This window comes from Modicisalibacter ilicicola DSM 19980, assembly GCF_900128925.1.
GTDB lineage: Bacteria > Pseudomonadota > Gammaproteobacteria > Pseudomonadales > Halomonadaceae > Modicisalibacter > Modicisalibacter ilicicola.
Window position 1 is genome coordinate 100677 of sequence record NZ_FQUJ01000006.1, and the last position, 14781, is coordinate 115457.

Here is a 14781-nt window from a genome sequence, read left to right on the forward strand (position 1 = left end):
TGTTCCGGCAGGCACGCGAATCGCCCGGAATATTCAGCCCGGCAGGGGCGTGGGGGCCATGGCTGGGGGCGGCACGAGTCCAAGGAGCTGGGCAAGCAGCGGGCTGGCCGCGAGCAGAAAGCCCAGGCCGGCCAGGGCGTAGCCGAGTGGTCGGCGTGAGGGGTGTCGAGCCAGGGTGAGGCCGGCGAGGCAGGTGACGATACCGAGGACGTTCAGCAGATAGCCGGCCATTTCCAGGAACTGGGCAAGGGACATCATGGCTCCTCATGTCAGAAGTATTGTGGTCGAATGCGTTGGGTCCGCGAGACGCTTCGACTAATCTCATTGCTACCCACCCGTAAATCGGCGGAGCACTCCCTAGATGACCGATACCACCGCGCAAACGGTACTCCACTTCTGGTTCGACGAGGCGACGCCACGCCAGTGGTTCGCCAAGGATCAGGCATTCGATTCCCAGGTGGCCGAACGCTTCTCGGCCCTGCTCGACACAGCCATCGCGGGTGAGTTGTGGATGTGGCGACGCTCGCCTCAGGGGCGTCTGGCCGAGATTCTGGTGCTCGATCAATTCTCGCGCAACATCCATCGCGATCGTGCCGCCTCGTTCGCCCAGGACCCCCAGGCCCTGGCGCTGGCCCAGGAGGCGGTGGCGGCACGTGCGGATCGCCATCTGAAGGTGGGCCAGCGGGCCTTCCTCTACATGCCCTACATGCACAGCGAGTCGCTGCGGATTCACGATGAGGCACTGCGACTCTTCGATCAACCGGGGCTGGAAGACAACCTCCATCATGAGCGTCGCCATCGCGCGATCCTCGAACGCTTCGGGCGCTACCCTCATCGCAATGCGACCCTGGGCCGTGATTCGACCGCAGAGGAAAAAGCCTTTCTAGGCCAGCCCGGCTCGTCATTCTGAGCCGCCTTGTGGCAGGCTTCACTGGTTACCCCCTTCATGGACGATACAAAGGAGAAGAGAGATGGGTTTCATTCTATGGTTGATCATTGGCGGGCTGGCGGGCTGGATCGCCGGCAACATCATGCGTGGCGGTGGCTTCGGGCTGCTCGGCAACATCGGGGTCGGCATCGTCGGCGCCCTCGTCGGTGGCTTGCTCTTCCGGCTCATAGGCCTGGCCTCCCAGGGCCTCATCGGCTCACTGGTCATGGCGACCGTGGGGGCCGTGCTGCTGCTGTGGGTCGTGGCCAAGCTGCGCAAGTGACGGCCGCCGATTGACGGTGACGTCATTCCTGTCATTTGATGAAGGACCGAAAGAGAGACTAAGGTTTCAAAGGCCGCTACCTTGCGGCCTTGCCCCGTTAGGCGCTGTCTGAAAAGTCGGTGAGCGAAGTCCAGCGCTAAGCCCGCTCCTGCGGGCTAACGCATTTCCCACATCCGTGTGGGTTACAAAGCAAAAATTGGTGAAAGAACGGAGTTTACGTGTTGTAAATGAGTATCTTGAGACAATTTTTTAACGCCGTATGGGCAAGCGCAGACACTTTTCAGACAATGCCTAGCGGCATGACCGTAGATGCGAGCAGAACGGCTCCATCGAGGGCGTTCCTGCCTCAGTGAACAAGGAGTGTTACATGGCGAAGACACCTTACACCGAACCGAACGACGACGGACCGCACGACACCGAGTTCAAAACGGATGCCGGCAGCAAGGACCAGAGCCTGGAGTCCCATCGCAGTGATGCGAGGGGCCACGATCTGCGCACCAACCAGGGCGTGCGCATTGCCGACAATCACAATTCGTTGAAGGCCGGCGAACGAGGCCCGACCCTCATGGAGGATTTCATCCTCCGCGAGAAGCTCAATCATTTCGATCATGAGCGTATTCCCGAACGAATCGTTCACGCCCGGGGCGCGGCGGCACACGGCTACTTCGAGGCCTACGACAACGCCGCCCAATACTCCAAGGCGGCGCTGTTCAGCGAGGGCGGCAAGCAGACCCCGGTCTTCGTGCGCTTCTCCACGGTACAGGGGGGGCGTGGTTCCAACGACACCGTTCGCGACGTACGCGGCTTCGCCACCAAGTTCTACACCGAGGAGGGCAACTGGGACCTGGTCGGCAACGACATGCCGGTGTTCTTCATGCAGGATGCCGCCAAGTTCCCCGACTTCGTGCATGCGGTGAAGCCCGAACCCCACAACGAGATCCCCCAGGGGCAGTCCGCCCACGATACTTTCTGGGACTTCGTGTCGCTGTTTCCCGAGTCTGCCCACATGGTGCTATGGACCATGTCGGATCGCGCCTTTCCCCGGCATTATCGCAACATGGAAGGCTTCGGGGTGCACTCCTTCCGCCTGATCGACAGGCAGGGCACGTCGCGTTTCGTCAAGTTCCACTGGAAGCCGCTTGCCGGCACCTGTTCGCTGATCTGGGACGAGGCGCAGAAGCTCTGGGGACGCGACCCGGACTTCAACCGTCGGGCCATGTGGGACGATATCGAGAACGGTGATTTCCTGGAGTACGAACTGGGGATCCAGGTGGTCGAGGAAGCCGACGAACACAAGTTCGATTTCGATATCCTCGATGCCACCAAGCTGATTCCCGAGGAGCAGGTGCCGGTCACCCCCATCGGCAAGATGGTGCTCAACCGCAATCCCGACAACTACTTCGCCGAGACCGAACAGGTGGCGTTCAGCCCGGGCCACGTGGTGCCGGGGATCGACTTCAGCAACGACCCGCTGCTCCAGGGGCGGCTGTTCTCCTATCTCGACACCCAGATGCTGCGCCTGAGTGGTCCGAACTTTCACGAGATCCCCATCAATCGTCCCGTGTGCCCGTTCCACAACAACCAGCGGGATGCACCGCATCGCCAGACCATCAACAAGGGGCAGGCGTCCTACGAGCCCAACTCCATCGACGACGGTTGGCCCAGGCAGACCCCGGCGGCGGAAGAGAATGGTGGCTACGAGACCCATCACGAGCGAATCGATGCCCACAAGGTACGGGCGCGCAGCGACTCCTTCGGCGATCACTATTCCCAGGCGCGGCTGTTTTGGAACAGCCAGACCGAGGTCGAGAAGGAACACATCATCGCTGCCTACACCTTCGAGCTTTCCAAGGTGGCGCGGCCCTATATCCGCGAACGCCAGATCAAGGAGATCCTGCCCAACATCGACCCAGAGCTGGCACGGCGCGTCGGCGAGAATCACGGCATCGAAGCACCGAATGCTCCTACTGCGCCGGAAGGCGAACTGGGCAAGAGTTCCCAGGAGAGTTCCGAGGCCTTGAGCCTGATGGCACGCTTGCCGGGCAACATCAAGCACCGCAAGGTGGCCATTCTGGCGGCGGACGGCGTCGATGCGAAGCAGCTCGATGCGCTGGCGGCCAAGCTCGAGGAAGGAGGCGCGCAAGCCGTGATCGTTACCCCTAGCATGGCGCCGGTCACGGCAAGCAATGGACAGAGCGTGCTGCCCGACGCCATGCTCAACGGCCTGCCCTCGGTGACCATGGATGCGGTGATCGTTGCCGGTGGCGATGGCAGTGCGACGAGACTCGCCGATTCCGGCCAGGGCCGCTACTACGTCCAGGAAGCCTACAAGCACCTCAAGGCGATCGCTGCCCTGGGAGAAGGCAAGCGGCTGCTCGAGGCGGCGGGCGTGCCTACCGAGGAGGAAGGCATCTACCTGGGCGAGATGGTGGAGGAGGTGTTCGACGCCTTCGCCAAGGCGCTGGGACAGCACCGTGTCTGGTCCCGCGACTCCCGGGCCAATGACATGCCGGCCTGATGGAACGCTAGGATTTGCCCTGCACCCAGTACAATGCCCCGCCTAGGCGGGGCATTGTCGTTCGGCTGGATCGACGGGTCGGGGCGTCAGGCGCTGGCGGTCTGCTTGCTTCCGACCAGTTCCTTCAACGCCTGCTCGATGATGCCGAGGCCTTCCTCCAGCACATCGTCACCGATGGTGACCGGCATCAGGAAACGGATGGTATTGGCGTACATGCCGCAGGAAAGCAGTATCAGGCCATTCTCCCGCGCCTTCTTGCACAGCGCGCCGGCCAGGTCTGCGTCCGGGGTATGGCTGGCCTTGTCGGATACCAGTTCGAAGGCGGCCATGGCGCCCAGGTTGCGGACATTGTCGATGCAGTCGAAATCCTGCTGCCACTGGTGGAAGCGCTTGGCGAGCTTGTCGCCCAGTGCCTGGCTCTTCTCGAGGATGTTCTCCTCTTCGAAGACTTCCAGCACCGCCAGGGCCGCTGCACAGGAGACCGGGCTGCCGGTGTAGGTGCCGCCCAGGGAGTTGCCGCCGGAGGCATCCATGTGCTTGTCGGTACCGACCACTGCCGAGATCGGCATGCCGTCCGCCATGCTCTTGGCCATGGTCATGATGTCCGGCTCCACGCCGCTGTGCTCGATCGCGAACATCTTGCCGGTACGCCCGAAGCCGCTCTGTACCTCATCGACGATCATCAGCATGCCGTGCTCGTCGCAGATCTCGCGAATCGCCTTCAAAAAGCTCGGCGGCGCCGCGTAGAAGCCACCTTCACCGAGTACCGGTTCCAGGATGATCGCCGCGGTGTCCTTGGGATTGGCGTCGGTCCGCAGGGCCATTTTCAGCCCGCGCAGCGACTCTTCTTCGCTGACCCCGTGATAGGGGACCGGGTAGGGGGCGCGGAAGACCGTGCCCGGCATGGGGCCGAAATCCGTCTGATAGGGGTTGACCTTGCCGTTCATGGCCATGGTCATGAAGGTACGGCCATGATAGCCGCCATCGAAGCAGACCACGTTGGTCTTGCCGGTGGCGGCACGCGCCACCTTGACGGCGTTTTCCAGCGCCTCGGCACCGGAGTTGGCCAGCATGACCTTGGCATGGCCACGGACCGGGGTGATCTGGCTGAGCTTTTCCGCGAGTCGCACATAGCCTTCATAGGGCATGACGGTCTGGCAGGTGTGCATGACCTTGTCGAGCTGGGCCTTGACCGCCTCGACCACCTTGGGGTGGCGATGGCCGATATTGAGCACGCCGATACCACCGGCGAAATCGATGAAACGTTTGCCGTCCGCATCCCAGACCTCGGCATTCTCGGCACGATCGGCGAAATGGGCGGCGGGGCTTGCAGCGCCGCTGGCGACATAGCGCTGCTTGAGTTCGTTGAGCTGTGCGTTGTTCATGGTTGAACCTCCTGTCTCGGTGAGAGCGCTGTACGGGTCGCTGGGCGATGATCATGTCGAACGCAGTGTGTATTATTTCGAACGAGTCGCCAAGCTTTTCACGATGATGCTCATCAAAGTCCTTGTACTACTTTCGATGCACGAAGCGATGAGTGCAAGGGCATCGGCTCGTTCGATGCTTTCCGCTACACTATATCGCTATTTCTTTCCTATCGTTACAGGCGTCAGAGGTGTGTCTTGGTCGATCCGCTGAATGCATGGTGGTCACAGCAGTTGGTGCTCTGCGGCTGGGCGTTCGAACCGGATCCGACCAGCGTGGAGCCGGTCGAGGCCGTGGAGCGGCTGTCCCGGCTCGGCATCGCCGAACGCGGCGAACTGGGCTGGCGGCTGCTCGAGGCGTTTCCGCCCGGTCTTCCGGACCCCCAGCAGCAGTTGGCCGCCTTCGAGTTGCTGGCCCTGGCGGTGGCGGCCGACTGGCTTCCCCCGACTCGCGCGAGGGCCTGGATGCTGCGCCTGGCAAGTACCCTCCAGGCTCGTTACGCCAGTCTCGATGAATGGCTGTCGGCGCTGCGCGAGGCAAGGCTCGAACAGGGGTGGGTTCAGGGCGACGAGGCGTTCGCCCTGGCCAGCGAGGCCCTGGCTAGGCTCGAGCACGAGGAGTGCGGCATCACCTGGGGATTGCTTGGTGATTACCTTGCCCGTTGCGAGGCCGAGCCGCTGTGGCCTGAACAGGAGACGATGCGACCCTGGCTGCCGAGGGCACTGTTCTCGCCACTGCTCGTCGAGTCGCCGGATCACCTGCGCGACTGGCCAGATGCCGCCGCCTGGTTGGGTGAGGCGTGGCAGGTTCACGGGCGAGACGATCTGATTCGCGTCTTGCTGTGGCTGGCTTCCCAGGGGCATCGCTACGGCTGGGACCTGGACGTGGCCAGGCTGCTGGAGCAGGACCCCCCGGCGCGGCAGGCCTGGGTGACGGGCCTCGGCGATCAGCGCCGTTACGGCGAGATCGTGCTGGAGTTCATCGAGCGAGGCGAGCCCCTGGAGTGGGCCGCCTGGGACTGGTTGCGCCTGATCGACCTGGCCTACGCCGGTCTGGCCCTGGGCTGGCTGGAGGAAATCGAGGCAGAGCATTTCGCCACGCACGCCTGCGATCTGCTCACCCGTCGATACAGCGACTGGGTTGCCCTGGTCCAAGCCTATCAACGTGGGCGTAGCCTGTTCGAGGGGCGTCGCCATGCCGGTGAGCCCCTTGCCGGCGAGCTGGCCTTGCTGCTCTACTCGCCGGTCACCCCGTGGCAGGCCCCGCTGCAGGAGCTGATCGGCGACGCCCAGCGCGAGTCCTCGCGAATCGCCATCCGCGCCTGGCGCCGGGACGCCCGCCACTGGGTACTGGCCTTGGCTTCGGTTCGGGAGCCCGAGCTGCTCTACCGGCAGGGGATCCCGGCCGAGATACCCGCCGCGCGTCGTCGGGATGCCCAGCGCTATCTCTCCGAGACCCTGGGCCTGTTCCCGGACGAGGGGGCGGCAGGGCTGGCGCGCTATTGGCTGCCGGCCCAGTCCCATCATCTCAATCAACTGGCCGCGGACGCCGCCCACAACACCTTGCCGCCCCTCGTGACCGCATTCGGGCAACCGACGGCAGAGGCGATCCGCTCCCGGGAGGCGCTCAAGACCTGCGTGCGCCATGCCGCGACCATTCACATGGCCGAGAAATACGCCTTCTACCTGCTGATGGCCGGCGATGGCGGGGACTTCGACGCCACGGCCCTGGCCGGCCTGGCGCAAGCGCTGAAGAGCGTGCTGTGTCACCTGTACGCGGATTCCCGGCGGCTGCTCGATGCCTGGGCAGCCTGGGAGGCGGTCTTGCCCGAGGTGCCCGACGACACCCTGGTGCACGAGATACGCTGGCACCGGGACGACCCGGGGAGCTGCTTCCACTGGCTCGACTGGCAGCAAACTGCCTGGCAGGAACCCGGCCCCAAGCCCACGCTGTCGCGCTTTACCGCGTTGTCGCTGACCGGTCCTCTCAATCCCGGCATCTGGGGTGAGCCCCAGCGGGAAGGAGTGTTCGAAAGCGAGGCGGCACGTGAGTGGCTTGACAGCCATTACGGCCTGCACAACGCCCAGGAGCTGCGCGACTTTCTCGACTTCCTGCTCGACGCCGGCGATCGTCAGGAGTATCAGATCAACTACGCGCCCTATACCCTGAATCGTACTCGTCTCGAGGAGGAGATCGCGATCTTCGAGTCCGGCGAATGCGCCGAGGAGGAACGCCACCATCTTCTGCGCTTGCGGCGCGTGCGCGATAACGACAACCGCTGCAACGAGGTGGACATGGCGGCCTGGGATCTGGCGCAAACCGTCGATCTGGCGATCGCCGGTCGCAATCTGGGCTGGCTAGACGAACCTGCCTTCGACGACGTGCTTGATCGGGCGGTGCGTGAAGCCCAGCGTCATTATGCAAGCTGGCACGGCTACGCCGAGGGGCTCTATGCAGGATTCGCCTTCTTCATGGGAGAAACCTCGGAGCGGGAGACTTTCCTGAGCGACTTTCGCGAGGGGCTGGTGGCCTGGTTGACCGGGGCGCCTCCGCTCGCCGGTCCCTGGGCGAGTCTGGATTACCCGGGGGCGAGGCCACGGCATTGGGCACCGCTGCACATCGATACCCTGACGGGCGACAGCAAGACGCTGCATTGAGGCGCGTTGCCCGGTCATGTGCGCCTTTCCGGTCGGCGCCGTGGCCCGAGTGACAAAATTCCCTGGCTGGCCTATTATCGCCGCTCATGTCAATGAGGTCGCTGAATGCGTTATGCACGGTGGTTGTGCCTGGCTTTGAGTGCCATGCTGGCAGGTTGTGCCAACGGCCCGTCGACCTCCCCGTCTCCCCAGCCGTACACCAGCCGTCTCCAGGCCGAGGCGAGTCGTGCCTCTGTCCTGCCTGGTTCTTCGCTCCATTCTCTTGACCGGCAGTTCAGCGCGCTTCGCCAGGACCCCTTCATCACGATTCGGCAGGCGTTGCTGGACGAGTATGAGCGCTGGCGGGGAGCACCCTATGCGCTGGGAGGTGAGAGGAAGAGCGGCATCGATTGCTCGGCATTGGTCCAGCAGGTCTTCGATACCCGCTTTGCGCTTGTTTTGCCGCGCACGACCCATGGACAGGTTCGTCAGGGGGTGCGCATTGGGCGTGATGAGCTCAAGGCCGGCGACCTGGTGTTCTTCAGCCCTCCCGGGGCCTATCGCCATGTGGGTATCTATGTCGGTGAGGGGCGTTTTCTGCATGCGTCCAGATCGCGAGGCGTCATGCTGTCGCGGCTGGATAACGTCTTCTGGCGACGTTACTACTGGCAGGCGCGCCGACCCTTCGACAATACCGAACTGGCCCGCAACGCAAGCCGGGGCAGCGAAGGCTAGCCCTTTCTCCTTCTATCCTTTCGCATGCTGGCGGAAGTCGCGACTGGCCATGACGCCTCGCGATCTGGCCGGGAAGATATGGTCCAGGCTACTTGCTTCCGGGGAGTCCCGCCTGGGTGCCCCAGATTTCCTCCAGACGCTCCTCACGGCCGCAACCGGCCTTGTAGAAGCGATACCGTACCGGGTTCTTCTTGTAATAGTCCTGGTGATACTCCTCGGCTTTCCAGAAACGCCCGGCTGGCTCGATCTCGGTGACGATCTCTCGGCCCAGCTGTTCCTCGCGCTCGGCCTTGGTCTTCTCGGCCAGTTGCTTCTGTTTTTCGTCATGGTAGAAGATGGCGCTGCGGTACTGGGCACCGCTGTCGCAGAACTGGCGGTCCCGGGCGAAGGGGTCGATGTTGTGCCAGAAGGCCTCGAGCAGCGTGGCGTAGTCGACGGTCCCGGGATCGTACTCGACCTCGACGGCTTCGGCGTGGCGGGTCTTGCCCCGCGATACCTGTTCATAGCTCGGGTTGGCCTCCTCGCCGCCGATGTAGCCCGATGTGGTAGCCTTGACTCCCTCGATTTCGTCATAGGCTTCCTCCATGCACCAGAAACAGCCGCCCGCGAAGGTCGCCCTGGCGCTTTCGGGCTGCGCCAGCGCGGGCAGCGCCAGGCTCGCGAGTGCCAGGGTCAGGGGGGCCAGCAATTTGCGCATCATGATTCTCCCGCGGTGTTCGTGACTTGAGGTTGGAGGCTTTTCGCGTCCGAGGGTTCCGCGCAACGACCATCGAACGATCCGGGGCGCTTCGTAAGGTTGATGCGCGACACACGACTTCACTACAAGCGGCCCGGGCTTCACCGCTCGCGACGCGCCCGATAATCCGGTTTTTCAGGGAGAATACCCATTGAATCGCAAGCGCCTGATCGTCCTGGCCGTGGTCGCCATTGCGATCATCCTGTTCTTTGCAAGCGGCGCCAACGATGCGCTGACCCTCGATAACATCAAGCACCAGCAGGCCCGTTTCCAGAGCTGGTTCGCCGCGGACCCCGGGTTGGTGGCGGGTGGGTTCTTCACCCTCTACGTGGCCATGGCGGCGTTCTCGCTGCCCGGCGCGGCGCTGTTGACACTGCTTGCCGGGGCACTGTTCGGCCTGGGCTGGGGCATGCTGATCGTCTCCTTCGCCAGCACCATCGGCGCGACCCTGGCGTTCTTGATCGCCCGGCTGGTTGCGCAACGCCCCCTGGAGAAGCGCTTCTCTCGTCAGCTTGCCAGTATCAACCGCGGCATCGAGCGGGAGGGCGCCTTCTACCTGTTCACCTTGCGTCTGGTGCCGATCTTTCCGTTCTTCATCATCAATCTGGTGATGGGGTTGACGCGCATGCGGCCCTGGACCTTCTACTGGGTCAGCCAGCTGGGCATGCTCCCCGGCACCCTGGTCTACGTCAACGCCGGCCGGGAACTGGGCGAACTGGAAAGCCTGGGCGGTATCCTGTCGCCGGGGTTGATCGCCTCCTTCGTGCTGATCGGCATCTTCCCGCTGCTGGCGCGCTGGTTGGTGGAGTTCGCCAAGCGCCGTCGCGTGGCACGACGTTTTTCCAGGCCGCAGGGATTCGACTATGACATCGTGGTGATCGGTGCCGGTTCGGCGGGACTGGTGGCCAGCTACATTGCCGCCGCATTGAAGTCCCGGGTGGCACTGATCGAGCGCGAACGCATGGGGGGGGATTGCCTGAACACCGGCTGCGTGCCCTCCAAGGCCCTGATCCGCGCCTCGCGCATCGCTCAGACGGTGCGCGAGGGGAAGCGTTTCGGCATCGACGCCGACGAGCCGCGTATCGACTTTACCCGTGTCATGGAACATGTGCACCGCGCCATCGACGACGTGGCGCCCCACGATAGCCGGGAGCGCTACGAGTCCCTAGGGGTCGAGGTGATCGCCGGGGAAGCCTGGTTACAGACCCCTTGGGAGGTGCGAGTCGACGACCGGGTGCTGACCACGCGACACGTGATCATCGCCAGCGGTGCACGACCGAGAGTGCCTGAGCTGCCCGGACTCGATTCGATCGATGTGCTGACCTCGGACAACCTCTGGCAACTCGATGCCTTGCCCGGGCGTCTGTTGATTCTGGGCGGTGGGCCGATCGGCTGCGAGCTGGGCCAGGCCTTTGCCCGTCTCGGCAGTCGAGTGACGATCGTGCAGCATGCCACGCAGCTGCTGCCGCGGGAGGATGCGGACATCGCCGAGGTGCTGGTGCAGCAGATGCGCGAGGAAGGCATCGATGTGCGTCTTGGCACCACGGCGTCGGGGATCGAGCCGGGGCCGAGCCATGGCGACGATGGCAAGGTGCTGGTCGTCGAGCGCGACGGTCTCACCGAACGTCTGGTGTTCGATCGCCTGCTGGTCGCCGTGGGCCGCGAAGCCAACGTCGCCGGCCTGGGGTTGGAGGCCCTGGGTATCGATACCAACGCCCGGGGCACGCTGAACGTGGATGGCACCCTGCGCAGCCTGTATCCCAACATCTGGGCCTGCGGCGACGTCGCCGGACCCTATCAGTTGACCCACGCCAGCGCTCACCAGGCCTGGCATGCCACGGTCAACGCACTGTTCGGCGGCATCAAGCGCTTCACCGTCGACTATCGCAACCTGCCGGCGGTGACCTTCACCCAGCCCGAGGTGGCGCGGGTGGGCCTGAACGAACGCGATGCCAGGGCACAGGGGGTTGCGTTCGAGACGACGCGCTACGACTTTTCCGAACTCGACCGGGCGATCGCCGAGGGCGAGACCGTCGGCTTCATCAAGGTGCTGACGGTGCCGGGCAAGGATCGCATCCTGGGGGCGAGCATCATCGGCGATCATGCCGGCGAACTGCTTGCCGAGTTCACCCTGGCCATGACCCAGGGCATCGGTCTCAACAAGCTGCTGGGCACCATTCACCCCTATCCGACTTTCTCGGAAGCCGCCAAGGGCAGCGCCGGTGCGTGGAAGAATGCCCATAAACCCGAGCGCGTGCTGGGCTGGCTGGAGCGCTACTTTGCCTGGCGTCGGCGCGGTCGCAGTCGAGCATAGGGGGCAAGATGCTGGATCGCTGGACGTCACGATGGGTACAACGGCCGCTGACATGGCTTGCCGCTCGCGTCGCCCGTCGCCGGATCACGCCCGATCAGGTCACCCTGGGCGGCTTCGCCGTCGGCATGCTGGCGTTGCCGCTTCTTGCCATCGAGGCCTATGGCCTGGCATTGATCGCCATCCTGCTCAATCGTCTGGCCGACGGGCTGGACGGCGCACTGGCACGCCATCTGCAGACGAGCAGCGATGCCGGGGGCTTTCTCGATATCGGCCTGGATTTCGTCTTCTATGCCGCGGTGGTGCTCGGGTTTGCCCTGGCGGACCCCGCCGCCAACGCCCTGGCGGCAACGCTGTTGCTGTTTGCCTTCGTCGGCACCGGCAGTTCGTTTCTGGCCTTTGCGATCATGGCCGCCAAGCATGGTCTCACGCGGCCAAGCTTCACCCGCAAGGCGTTCTTCTATCTCGACGGGCTTACCGAGGGCACCGAGACCATCCTGGCCTTCGTGGCCTTCTGCTTGTGGCCCGAGCGTTTCGCGTCGCTGGCGCTCCTTTTCGCCGCGGCCTGCCTGGTCACCACCACGACCCGGCTGTGGGGCGGGTACCGAACGCTCAAGTACCGCGAGGCGATCGAGGAGGCGAGGGGATGACGAGCGCGCGCGCATGGCGACGGCGGATGGCCGGGATGATGCTAATGGTCACCCCGCTGGCAGTGGCGCAATCGCTCGATTTCAGCGCCGCCGAGATCGCCGGCTGGCCGACCCGCTCCTTCGAGGGCGAGACCCGGTATTCGCTGGTCACTCAATCGGGACGTCGAGTACTCCAGGCGCGGGCGTCCGGCCAGGCCTCCGCCAAGTATCTGGAGCGCGAGATCGATCTGACGCAGACCCCTTACCTTGGCTGGTGCTGGAAGGTGGGAGGCGTCTACGCCGGCCTCGATGAGACCACCAAGTCGGGGGACGACTACCCGGCGCGGGTCTATGTGGCCCACAAGACGGGATTCTTGCCCTGGCAGGTTCAGGCGGTGAATTACGTATGGTCGAACGGCCGGCCCGTGGGCTCGCAGTGGGCCAACGCCTTCACCGAGCGTGCCCGGCTGCTGGCCCTGCAAAGCGGCACCCGGAAAATCGGAAAGTGGGTCGCCGAGGTTCGCGATGTCCGCGAGGATTTCGCCAGGCTGTTCGGCAGCCGGCCGGAGAAGGTGGACGGAGTCGCCGTGATGAGCGATGGTGACAACGCCGGGGGAGACGCGACTGCCTGGTTCAGCGGACTGCACTTTACCGCCTCGCCCGAGCCACCTGTCTGTCCGGGGCAGTAGTCCGCACACGAAAGAGGGTAGCCCTTGGCTACCCTCGGCAAAGGCCGTCATCGCTGCTGCGGCCTTCCGCTATATGCTGTCTGAACGGCTCAGTGCTGATGACCGCCTTCGCCATGCACGTGACCGTGCTCGACCTCTTCCTCGGTCGCTTCGCGCACCTCGGCGATCTCGACGTCGAAGTTCAGCTTCTGGCCAGCCAGCGGATGATTGCCATCCACGGTGACGGTGTCGCCTTCCACCTTGGTCACGGTGACCATCAGGGGGCCGCCTTGGGTTTGCGCCTGGAACTGCATGCCAGGCTCGACCGATTCGACACCCTGGAAGGCATCCCGCGGCACTTCCTGGACGAGTGCCGGCTGGTTTTCACCGTAGCCTTCCTCGGGGGCGACGCTCACCTGCAGCTTGTCGCCATCTTGGTGTCCCTCCAGCTTCTTCTCCAGGCCCGGAATGATGTTGCCGGAGCCATGGAGGTAGGTCAGCGGTTCGCGACCTTCCGAGCTGTCCAGCACCTCACCGGCATCGTTGGTCAAGGTGTAGTGGAACGCGACAACGGAATTTTGCGCAATCTGCATGTTGTGATGGACCTTTGAACGAAGTATGTAGCCATGATGGTAACGTGCCATCTTTCCACTGTCAGGGGTGTGGAGGAATTTTCATGCATCGAAGGGCGAAGATGATAGGCATTCAAGCAGCAGGCCGCCCTGCACCCGGCTCGGTTGCATGGCAAGGGAGGTGGGCGGTACTCTGCACAACTATCCGATTGTGCGGCATATTCGTCGCATTCGTCGCACGTCGATCGTTTCCTGTAGTCGAAGCGACGACGTGATTTCCATCTCGTGGGTAAAGGCGCGATAGCGCCGAAAACACGAATGACACGAAGATTCTTTCAATAGTGATTTTCTCAGGAGCAATGCCATGACCGAAACCCTGATTTGGCTGGTCGTCTTCGCGGTGATTCTGATCATGACGCTGAGAAGCTGGAACGGTGGGCTGGGCAGGTTCTTCGAGCGCAGGACGCCCCAGGCATTCAGAGGAGGCCGGGATGATCGCTGGATCTGGTGCATCGCGCTGGCGGTCCTCGGCGCTACCTTCATCGTGAAACCGATCTCCATGTTGATGACCCTGCTGCTGCTGGCGCTGATCATCTGGATAGGGTTCAAGGTCGTGCGCTGGGGCCTTTCCAAGACCAAGACCTACTGAGGCCCGAGGCGATACGCTCTGCAGGAACGCAAGAAACCCGTGGCGGTCGCCACGGGTTTCTTGCAGTGAGCCAAGCCCGGGATCAGTAGGGAGCGACGCTCATGTTGGCGCCGCTGCCGATCAGGCGCACGCGCTGCCCCACCTGCCAGTCCCGGTCTGCCTTCTGGACCACGATCACCGTGTCGCCGGTATCGCGGCGCACTTCCATTTCCCAGGCGTTGGCCTGGTTGGCGCGGTCCTCGATCTTCTTGCCGGCAACGCTGCCGCCGATGGCGCCGGCGGCAGTGGCAATCGTCTGCCCCGAGCCGCCACCGATCTGATTGCCCAGCAGACCGCCGATGACAGCCCCGCCAAGCCCCCCGATCACGCCGCTGTTCTGATCGTCGGCCTGGATGCGTACCGGGCGCAGTGCCACGATGGTGCCGTAGGTGACCGATTGTCCCGTCTTGGCCTGGCTGCCCCGGTACACATCCCCGGAATAGAGGTCGCTGTTGGCACAGCCGCCCAGTGTCAATAGCCCCAGGGCAAGTACGGAAAGATAACGCGTCGGCTTCATAGCCACATCTCCAGAAGCGAATTAATTTGGAAACGCTGTTCTTTAATTAGTCTATCCCAGCCGTCCAGGATTGGCCATAGTCGATTGACCACGAACGAACGTTTTAGTGCCGGGGCCAGACTACGGTCGGCAGGA

At 63.6% G+C, this 14781-nt stretch carries 14 protein-coding genes; 9 read left to right on the top strand and 5 right to left on the bottom strand.

Annotated features, from left to right (window positions below; translation table 11 throughout):
- Positions 1-33: 33 nt before the first annotated feature.
- On the bottom strand, positions 34-255 hold the full coding sequence (locus tag BUA41_RS08020) for a hypothetical protein (protein ID WP_072821883.1): 222 nt from the start codon (positions 253-255) through the stop codon (positions 34-36).
- Between the two features lie 106 nt (positions 256-361).
- Between BUA41_RS08020 and BUA41_RS08025 the strand changes: the two genes are divergently transcribed.
- The 3 genes from BUA41_RS08025 (at position 362) to katE (ending at position 3729) form a co-directional block, all read left to right on the top strand.
- A complete protein-coding gene (locus BUA41_RS08025; protein WP_072821562.1) occupies positions 362-910 on the top strand; it encodes a DUF924 family protein in 549 nt (182 codons plus the stop codon).
- Positions 911-971: 61 nt separating this feature from the next.
- Complete coding sequence (locus BUA41_RS08030) at positions 972-1211, top strand: GlsB/YeaQ/YmgE family stress response membrane protein (RefSeq protein WP_072821564.1); 240 nt, start codon at positions 972-974, stop codon at positions 1209-1211.
- 367 nt (positions 1212-1578) lie between these two features.
- Positions 1579-3729 (top strand): catalase HPII, encoded by a 2151-nt coding sequence (katE, locus tag BUA41_RS08035; RefSeq protein ID WP_072821566.1) that lies wholly within the window; start codon positions 1579-1581, stop codon positions 3727-3729.
- Between the two features lie 86 nt (positions 3730-3815).
- On the opposite strand, the gene gabT is transcribed toward katE, so the two are convergent.
- Positions 3816-5114, bottom strand: a complete 1299-nt coding sequence (gene gabT, locus BUA41_RS08040; protein WP_072821568.1) for a 4-aminobutyrate--2-oxoglutarate transaminase — start codon at positions 5112-5114, stop codon at positions 3816-3818.
- A gap of 237 nt (positions 5115-5351) precedes the next feature.
- Here gabT and BUA41_RS08045 point away from each other — a divergent pair, with 237 nt between their 5' ends.
- Both BUA41_RS08045 and BUA41_RS08050 read left to right on the top strand, forming a co-directional pair.
- The gene (locus BUA41_RS08045; protein WP_072821570.1) at positions 5352-7811 is read left to right on the top strand and encodes a DUF1266 domain-containing protein; all 2460 of its coding nucleotides are present in this window, start codon (positions 5352-5354) and stop codon (positions 7809-7811) included.
- A gap of 105 nt (positions 7812-7916) precedes the next feature.
- Complete coding sequence (locus BUA41_RS08050; RefSeq protein ID WP_072821572.1) at positions 7917-8525, top strand: NlpC/P60 family protein; 609 nt, start codon at positions 7917-7919, stop codon at positions 8523-8525.
- An 88-nt stretch (positions 8526-8613) separates the two neighbouring features.
- Here BUA41_RS08050 and msrA read toward each other — a convergent pair whose 3' ends face one another.
- On the bottom strand, positions 8614-9222 hold the full coding sequence (gene msrA / locus BUA41_RS08055) for a peptide-methionine (S)-S-oxide reductase MsrA (RefSeq protein WP_084671296.1): 609 nt from the start codon (positions 9220-9222) through the stop codon (positions 8614-8616).
- Between the two features lie 190 nt (positions 9223-9412).
- Between msrA and BUA41_RS08060 the strand changes: the two genes are divergently transcribed.
- Genes BUA41_RS08060 through BUA41_RS08070 form a run of 3 tightly spaced genes read left to right on the top strand, consistent with a single transcriptional unit; the run spans position 9413 to position 12890 of the window.
- Complete coding sequence (locus BUA41_RS08060; protein ID WP_072821576.1) at positions 9413-11575, top strand: dihydrolipoyl dehydrogenase family protein; 2163 nt, start codon at positions 9413-9415, stop codon at positions 11573-11575.
- A gap of 8 nt (positions 11576-11583) precedes the next feature.
- Entirely contained in the window at positions 11584-12222 is a 639-nt protein-coding gene (locus tag BUA41_RS08065; RefSeq protein ID WP_072821578.1) for a CDP-alcohol phosphatidyltransferase family protein, read from the top strand.
- Positions 12219-12890, top strand: a complete 672-nt coding sequence (locus BUA41_RS08070; protein ID WP_072821580.1) for a DUF3047 domain-containing protein — start codon at positions 12219-12221, stop codon at positions 12888-12890. Before BUA41_RS08065 ends, BUA41_RS08070 begins: the two co-directional genes overlap by 4 nt.
- Before the next feature lie 89 nt (positions 12891-12979).
- On the opposite strand, the gene slyD is transcribed toward BUA41_RS08070, so the two are convergent.
- Complete coding sequence (slyD, locus tag BUA41_RS08075) at positions 12980-13462, bottom strand: peptidylprolyl isomerase (protein WP_072821885.1); 483 nt, start codon at positions 13460-13462, stop codon at positions 12980-12982.
- A gap of 343 nt (positions 13463-13805) precedes the next feature.
- Between slyD and BUA41_RS08080 the strand changes: the two genes are divergently transcribed.
- Complete coding sequence (locus BUA41_RS08080; protein WP_072821583.1) at positions 13806-14090, top strand: hypothetical protein; 285 nt, start codon at positions 13806-13808, stop codon at positions 14088-14090.
- Positions 14091-14172: 82 nt separating this feature from the next.
- Here the strand turns inward: BUA41_RS08080 and BUA41_RS08085 are convergent, their stop codons facing one another.
- Complete coding sequence (locus BUA41_RS08085) at positions 14173-14646, bottom strand: outer membrane lipoprotein (protein ID WP_072821586.1); 474 nt, start codon at positions 14644-14646, stop codon at positions 14173-14175.
- Positions 14647-14781 lie beyond the last annotated feature (135 nt).